Here is a 7,550-nt window from a genome sequence, read left to right on the forward strand (position 1 = left end):
AAAAAAATCGGCAATGGCTGAAATAGGCATGAATTAAAGCTAATTTTTTGTTTATAATAGCGCACGGAAATTACCAGTGAGACTGTTATGTTGACCATCGTTCAAGAAGCGCTAACCTTCGATGATGTCTTATTACTCCCTGCCTACTCTACTGTCCTCCCAAAAGATGTCTCTCTAAAGACACGCCTGACTCGCGGCATTAATCTGAATATTCCCCTAGTTTCAGCAGCAATGGATACTGTGACTGAGTCACGTATGGCGATCGCGATGGCGCAAAACGGCGGTATTGGTATTTTGCACAAAAACATGGATATTTCAGCACAGGCTGCTGAAGTGCGCCGTGTGAAAAAATTTGAAGCGGGCATGGTGAAAGATCCTATCACCGTGACACCAGAAACCACAGTCCGCGAGCTGATCGCTTTAACGCAAGCCAACAACATCAGCGGTGTGCCTGTAGTCAAAGACGGCAAAGTGGTCGGTATTGTGACTGGCCGCGATACACGTTTTGAAACCAATCTGGAACAGCCGGTCAGCAACATTATGACTGGCCAGGACCGTTTGGTGACTGTGCGTGAAAATGAATCTAAAGAACATATTCAAGCCTTGCTGCAAAAGAACCGCATTGAAAAAGTGCTGGTTGTAGGCGCAAACAATGAATTGAAAGGCTTAATTACGGTGACTGATTTCCGTAAGGCCGAATTATATCCAAACAGCTGTAAAGATGATCTTGGCCGTTTGCGTGTCGGCGCTGCAGTTGGTACTGGTACAGAAACACCAAGCCGTGTTGAAGCATTGGTAGAAGCGGGTGTGGATGCCATTGTTGTTGATACAGCGCATGGTCATTCTGCTGGCGTAATTGAACGTGTACGCTGGGTAAAAGCCAACTATCCGCAAGTTCAAGTGATTGGCGGCAACATCGCAACTGGCGATGCAGCGCTTGCACTTCTTGACGCTGGCGCAGATGCTGTAAAAGTAGGTATCGGCCCTGGTTCAATCTGTACGACGCGTATTGTTGCCGGTATCGGCATGCCGCAAATCTCTGCAATTGACAGTGTTGCCAATGCCCTGAAAGATCAAATTCCATTGATCGCAGATGGCGGTATCCGCTTCTCTGGCGACATGGCGAAAGCAATCGGCGCAGGCGCAAGCACCATCATGGTCGGCTCGCTCATGGCGGGTACTGAAGAAGCGCCGGGCGAAGTTGAATTCTTCCAAGGCCGTTACTACAAAGCTTACCGCGGTATGGGTTCTTTGGGTGCAATGGCGGGTGCGACAGGTTCTGCTGACCGTTATTTCCAAGACTCGAAAGCGGGTGCGGAAAAATTAGTGCCGGAAGGCATTGAAGGCCGTGTACCGTACAAAGGTCCTATGGGCAATATCGTGCATCAAATGATGGGCGGCTTGCGTTCTTCTATGGGTTATACAGGTTCTGCGACTGTTGAAGATCTGCGTCAAAATGCAAAATTTGTGAAAATTACGTCTGCGGGCATGTCTGAATCGCATGTGCATGATGTAACCATTACTAAAGAAGCGCCAAACTACCGTGTTGGTTGATTTTTAGTAATCAAGGCACTGAAAGGCCGTCATTTCTATGACGGCTTTTTTGTTTTTGGTGTAAAGTGAATCCAGTTTAAATTGGTGGATTGTTATCACCGAACGTTAATAAGAAAGTGAGCAGAAGATGAGTTATTTTGGTACGGACGGCATTCGCGGAAAATTTGGGGAACTTCCGATTACACCTGACTTTGCATTAAAGCTGGGGTTTGCCGCCGGTAAAGTATTAAAGCGCACCAGTAAAAAAAGCAAACCAATTGTTGTGCTGGGTAAAGACACCCGCCTTTCAGGCTATATTTTAGAAGCCGCTTTACAGGCAGGCTTAAATGCAGCAGGTGTCTATGTGCATTTGCTTGGCCCATTGCCGACCCCTGCAATTGCGCATTTAACCCGTGCGCTGCATGCCAGTTTAGGCATCGTGATTTCAGCATCGCATAATCCGTATTTTGATAACGGCATTAAATTCTTTTCCAGTGAAGGCAAAAAATTGCCTGACGAGCTGCAGGATGCCATCAATCAAGAATTAGAAAATGACATGGTGATTGATGACACAGCCAATTTAGGTAAAAGCGTGCGGGTCAAAGATGCCAACGGGCGCTATATCGAATTCTGTAAATCGACTTTTCCCTACCATTTAGACTTATCGCATTTGAAAATTGTGGTGGACTGCGCCAATGGTGCAGCTTACAGCGTAGGGCCATCGGTATACCGTGAATTAGGCGCAAAAGTGGTGGCGCTTTATAATGACCCAGATGGTTTGAACATTAATCAGGACTGCGGTTCTACACACCCCGAAGACCTGCAGAAAGCCGTGCTGGAGCATCAGGCGGACTTGGGCATTGCCTTTGATGGCGACGCTGACCGTGTAATTATGGTTGATAAAAATGGTGAGCAGGTAACAGGCGACCATATACTGTACATCTTGGCGACTCAAGGCAGCCATAAGCCGGCAGGCATCGTCGGAACGGTGATGAGCAATATGGCGCTGGAACTTGCGCTGGATAAAGCGCAAGTGCCTTTTGTACGCGCAAAAGTCGGTGACCGTTATGTTCTTCAGGGCTTGGACAGCAATGGCTGGGTCACTGGCGGTGAACCTTCAGGGCATATTTTAACTTTAGACAAGAGTACAACGGGCGATGCCATTATTGCCTCGCTTCAGGTGCTGACCGTGATGGTCGAGCAGCAAAAAGCGCTGCATGAATTAACCGAGGGCTTCCATTTGTTGCCGAACGTTTTGGTCAATGTGCGTTTGAAGCAAATGTTTGACCCGTATGCCGTTCCCGCCCTCGTTGCGGCGTTTGACCAAGCGGAAAAACAGCTGAAAGGCCGCGGCCGTATCCTGATCCGAAAATCAGGTACAGAGCCGGTCATCCGTGTGATGGTGGAAGGCGACCAGCTGGACGAAGTGACGGCATTGGCGAATCATTTGGCGGATGCCGTGCGTGCGAACGCTGCATAAAGGTGCAATATCATGAGTGATATGATCAAAGATTTAAGTGAACTGCGCATGAGCTACCAAAAAGGTGAGCTGCATGAAGATCAAGTCAATGCAAATCCGCATGAACAATTTTTATTGTGGTTTAATCATGCGCTGGAAGCGCAGCTGCACGAGCCTTATGCAATGTCATTGGCGACAGCCAATGCGCAAGGCCGTCCGCATGTGCGTACAGTTTTATTGCGCGGCGCAGCGGCTTCCGGCTATGATTTTTACAGTAATTATGACAGCCAGAAAGGCAATGATTTAGCTGAAAATCCTTATGCTGAATTGCTGTTTTATTGGCAGGAACAGGAACGCCAAATCCGCGTTTCAGGCCGTGTCGTGAAAATTTCTGAAGCAGAATCTACGGATTACTACCATAAGCGTCCGCGCGACAGCCAAATCGCAGCCCATATTAGTACCCCGCAAAGCGGCATAATTGCCAGCCGTGAGGAGCTTCAGCAGCGTTTCCAAAACTTGCATGACCAAGTAGAACAGAAAGAGACACTGGCGAAACCTGAGTTTTGGGGCGGCTACCGTTTAGAGCCGGATTATTATGAATTTTGGCAAGGCCGTCCGAACCGTCTGCATGACCGTTTATGTTATGAGAAACAAGACGGAAAATGGATTTTGCAGCGATTGATGCCTTAAATGCCGAAAACTCTCATACAGCAAAGACCCTTATTGACGCGCCCTGAATTGATTCAGGGCGTTGCGCCGTTTATCGCGCAGATTTTGGCGCGCCGCGGCGTGACTTCTAAGCAGGAACTGGAGCTGAAGCTGAAACATCTGCTGGCGCCGGAAATGAAAGGGCTGCAGGATGCTATTCAGCTGATCGATCAGGCGATTGATCAGCAAAAGAAAATTGTGATCGTCGGCGATTATGATGCCGATGGCGCAACCAGCACAGCGTTAATGCTGCTGGCTTTGCGTGAAATGGGCGCTCAGGTGGATTATTTGGTGCCTGACCGTTTTAAATACGGCTATGGCTTAACGCCGGCGATTGCAGATTTGGCTTTTACATCATTTAGGCCGGATTTACTGATTACGGTGGATAACGGCATTTCCAGTCACACTGGCGTGGAACAGGCGCAAGCGCATGGCATGCAGGTGATTATTACCGATCATCATCTGACCACCAAAGCTACGCCGCCTGCAGAAGCGGTGGTGAATCCAAATCAGCTGGGCTGTGACTTTCCGAGCAAAGCGCTGGCGGGTGTCGGGGTCGCCTTTTATGTGCTGGCCAATTTGTCCAGCTTGCGCGCCAAACAGGGTAAATCTTCTGCCAAGGTGGTCCGTTATTTGGACTTGGTGGCGCTGGGGACTTATGCCGATGTCGCCAGTCTGGATTATAACAACCGGATTTTAATTGATGCGGGTTTAAAGCGGATTCAGCAGGGGCAATGCCGTGCCGGCATCAGCGCTTTGCTGGATATTGCAGCGCGGGATCCTGCAGAGCTGAAAGCGCAGGATCTGGGTTTTGTGCTTGGGCCGCGGATTAATGCTGCCGGCCGTATGGACACCATGGACATTGGCATCGAGTGTTTAATTACGCCGGATCTGCAGACGGCTTATCCGCTGGCGCAGCAGCTGAATCAGCTGAATGTTGAACGCCGCCAAGTCGAATCGCAGATGAAGCAGGATGCATTGCAAGAACTGCAGCAGCTGCAGCTGGATCAGGAAAACCTGCCGCCAGCGCTTATTCTGTTTGAGCCGCATTGGCATCAAGGGGTTATAGGCATTGTCGCTGGGCGCTTAAAAGAGCAGTTTCACCGCCCGGCCATTGTGTTTGCCGCAGATGAAGACGGCAAGCATATTAAGGGTTCGGCGCGTTCGATTGAAGGCATTCATATCCGTGACAGTATCGAGCTGATTGCTGAGCAGCATCCGCATTTGGTCAGTCATTTTGGCGGGCATGCGGCGGCGGCGGGCTTGACCATCCTGAAAGAAAATTTTGATGCTTTTAAAACGGTATTTGAACAGCTGATGGCTGAGCAAGATGAAAGTTTATTTCAGTCTATAGTGTGGACAGATGGCTGCCTGCCTGAAGATGCATTTCAAATTTCGACGGTTGATACCCTGCAGCAGCTGACGCCGTGGGGGCAAAAATTTCCAGCGCCTATTTTTGAAGGGCGGTTTAAAGTATTGGATTACCGCTGGCTTAAAGATGTGCATCTGAAATTGCGGGTTGCATTGGCTTCGGGACAAGTGCTGGAAGCCATTGCCTTTAATGCTGCGGATCAGTATTCATTTGATCCGATGAAAGGGCAGGTGCATTTGGTGTATGAACTGGATAAAAACACCTTTAACGGGGCAACCAGCCTGCAGCTGCGGATTTTGCATTTAGCGCAGTAAAGGAGGCGTATGCTGCCTGTACGCAGACTGGCCAAATTGAAAATAAAAAAACCGCTCTTTCGAGCGGTTTTTTCTATCTGGCTAGATAGATGAACTTGGATTAGAAGCGGTATTTCGCTGCTACGCCAAATGAGTTGTAATCATTGCTGCCAGCTTCACCAAAACCGACACGGCCTTCTAAGCTGACTTGCTGGTTAAGGAATTTACGGGCATTGATGCCGACTTCACTTTGATCTGTCAGATCATTGTTGTAGTAGTCAGCACCGACACTGAATGTTTTGTCGATGAAGTAGTCTGCTGCCAGATTGAATTCATCCAAATCGCCAAACGCAGCGCCGGCTTCTAAGTTGATGTCTTTGCCATTGCTTAGTGTAGTTACGTATTTCGCGCGCAAAGTTGGATCTACACCGTCATCATTGTCGTTGTCATAACCTTTTAAACCAGCGGCAATTAAGAAACCAGGTGCGGGAAGGTAACCGACTTCAGCAGCATAGTATGTGGTGTCAAAATCAACTTTGCCGGCTGGAGTTTTACGCTCTAATTCATTTTTGCTGATATCGCCGCTTAAGTAGAAATCTGAGTTAGGCACGAAGAATTCAACGCCAGCGCCATAAGTATTGTCATCTACATCACCGCGGTCTGCGAAATTCACATGGGCGTTGACGTTGCTGGCGCGGTCAAGGAATGCCGCTTCTGCTAGGGGCGCATTACGGGTTTGTACCGGATTGAAATAATATGTACCGTTCACGCCGAATTCGCTGCCTGAGCTGCCGTTGTCAGGATCGATATAGCCCGCTGAAGCACCGACTTCTGCTTGGTAAGCATGCGCAGTACCTGTAATGGCTAAAGCTGACAATAAAGCTGAAGCAATCGCTAATTTTTTCATGGATCATACCCCTCTGAAATTTGGCTTAAATAATACATTTTTTGTTACAACTTTCAGTCTAGAGCAATTCCTGAGCACGTCAATTTTTGGAAAGTTACAGAAATGTGTCCACGGTAAGTTTGTGTAAGTTTTTAATTTTAAGATATTGAATAATATAAATAAAATATTAATGTTTTGTTTTATTAAAACTGTGTATATATTGTGGATTTTTAAGTTTTTGCATAAAATTTAGACACAATTTAAAGAAAATGCTGCAATGCCTATATAAAAAAGGCATCTTGCAGAAGATGCCTTTTAAATGTTTTCGCTTAAAGGTGTTTTATTAGAAGCGGAAGCTTGCATTGATATTGAACAGGTTCACATTGTCACCGAAACCTATTGCGCCGCCTACAGCAAAATCTGAATTGATAAAGTATTTGGTGCGTAAAGCAAAGAAGTCAGCGTCATCATCCCCATTGTCTTGAATGCTGTATTCTGCGCCCAAACTGAAGGCAGGGTTGAAGTAGTAATCTGCGCCCAGCATAACCGTATCGGTATCGCCAAATGCGCCGTCGGCTTCAAGGTTGAGGGACTGGCCGTTATTTAATGGCGTGACATATTTGGCTTTTACGGCAAAGCGGTTGTCTTCATCGTCATCATCGTCATCATCGTCATCATCGTCGCCTTGATAGCCGTCAATACCGGCAGCCAATAATAAATTAGGGATCGGCAGGAAACCTGCTAAAGCCCGGTAGTTCGTAGAATCGTAGTCTTCATCAAAGACCTGAAAGCCATTCAGTTTGCCTTCAGCATTTGCTCGGGTAAAACCGAGGGCGCCTTCAAAGTAAAACTGTTCATAAAATATTCAATGCCTGCGCTGATGTTGTTGCTTTTGTTGTCCTGCTCTGCGCCGGCAATATTTTTGCTTTCCCAATAGCCGTAAGTATAAGCCAAAGAAGCATTGCTGCTGTGGCCTAAGAAAGCGGCTTCATTCAGCGGGCCATTTTTTGCATTGACCGGATTGAAATACAGCGTGCCTTTTACATCGAAAGCGCCTGAGCTGTCAGTGATGTCATCATCATAGTCAAAATAGGTAAATCCGCCATCAATTTGACCATTGTAGAACTTGAAGATGCAATKAACGTGAGGCCCAAAGCCAGTAAAATCAGACCCGCGGAAAGTACGCGCGCTGTCCCAGGCAGTGGCAATCAATTCAGCTGAGCTTAAGCCGCTGTTTAACAGTTTTGATTTCAGATCCGCCACTTCAGCATCAGACAGAGTGTAATCTGCAGCTGGAAT

General features: G+C 47.5%; 6 protein-coding genes and 1 pseudogene. 4 read left to right on the forward strand and 3 right to left on the reverse strand.

Going from position 1 to position 7,550, the window contains the following annotated elements:
* The first annotated feature begins 87 nt into the window (after positions 1-87).
* The 4 genes from guaB (at position 88) to recJ (ending at position 5,386) form a co-directional block, all read left to right on the forward strand.
* A complete protein-coding gene (gene guaB / locus AZH43_RS07815) occupies positions 88-1,554 on the forward strand; it encodes an IMP dehydrogenase (protein WP_067668421.1) in 1,467 nt (488 codons plus the stop codon).
* 127 nt (positions 1,555-1,681) lie between these two features.
* The gene (gene glmM, locus AZH43_RS07820) at positions 1,682-3,013 is read left to right on the forward strand and encodes a phosphoglucosamine mutase (RefSeq protein ID WP_067668422.1); all 1,332 of its coding nucleotides are present in this window, start codon (positions 1,682-1,684) and stop codon (positions 3,011-3,013) included.
* Between the two features lie 12 nt (positions 3,014-3,025).
* Positions 3,026-3,682, forward strand: coding sequence for a pyridoxamine 5'-phosphate oxidase (pdxH, locus tag AZH43_RS07825; protein WP_067668424.1), 657 nt, complete (start codon positions 3,026-3,028; stop codon positions 3,680-3,682).
* Entirely contained in the window at positions 3,683-5,386 is a 1,704-nt protein-coding gene (gene recJ, locus AZH43_RS07830) for a single-stranded-DNA-specific exonuclease RecJ (protein WP_067668426.1), read from the forward strand.
* A gap of 100 nt (positions 5,387-5,486) precedes the next feature.
* Here recJ and AZH43_RS07835 read toward each other — a convergent pair whose 3' ends face one another.
* From AZH43_RS07835 to AZH43_RS18710, 3 genes and pseudogenes are all read right to left on the reverse strand, one after another.
* Positions 5,487-6,272, reverse strand: coding sequence for a putative porin (locus tag AZH43_RS07835; RefSeq protein ID WP_067668428.1), 786 nt, complete (start codon positions 6,270-6,272; stop codon positions 5,487-5,489).
* A gap of 322 nt (positions 6,273-6,594) precedes the next feature.
* Entirely contained in the window at positions 6,595-6,963 is a 369-nt protein-coding gene (locus tag AZH43_RS18705; RefSeq protein WP_161485909.1) for a putative porin, read from the reverse strand.
* A 182-nt stretch (positions 6,964-7,145) separates the two neighbouring features.
* Positions 7,146-7,550, reverse strand: a pseudogene (locus AZH43_RS18710) (hypothetical protein); the annotation flags it as partial.

This window comes from Acinetobacter pragensis, from assembly GCF_001605895.1.
Lineage (GTDB): Bacteria > Pseudomonadota > Gammaproteobacteria > Pseudomonadales > Moraxellaceae > Acinetobacter > Acinetobacter pragensis.

Coding starts and splice junctions, on each gene's coding strand:
- guaB (WP_067668421.1), top strand. CDS start 88: ATGTTGACCATCGTTCAAGAAGCGCTAACCTTCGATGATGTCTTATTA.
- glmM (WP_067668422.1), top strand. CDS start 1,682: ATGAGTTATTTTGGTACGGACGGCATTCGCGGAAAATTTGGGGAACTT.
- pdxH (WP_067668424.1), top strand. CDS start 3,026: ATGAGTGATATGATCAAAGATTTAAGTGAACTGCGCATGAGCTACCAA.
- recJ (WP_067668426.1), top strand. CDS start 3,683: ATGCCGAAAACTCTCATACAGCAAAGACCCTTATTGACGCGCCCTGAA.
- AZH43_RS07835 (WP_067668428.1), bottom strand. CDS start 6,272: ATGAAAAAATTAGCGATTGCTTCAGCTTTATTGTCAGCTTTAGCCATT.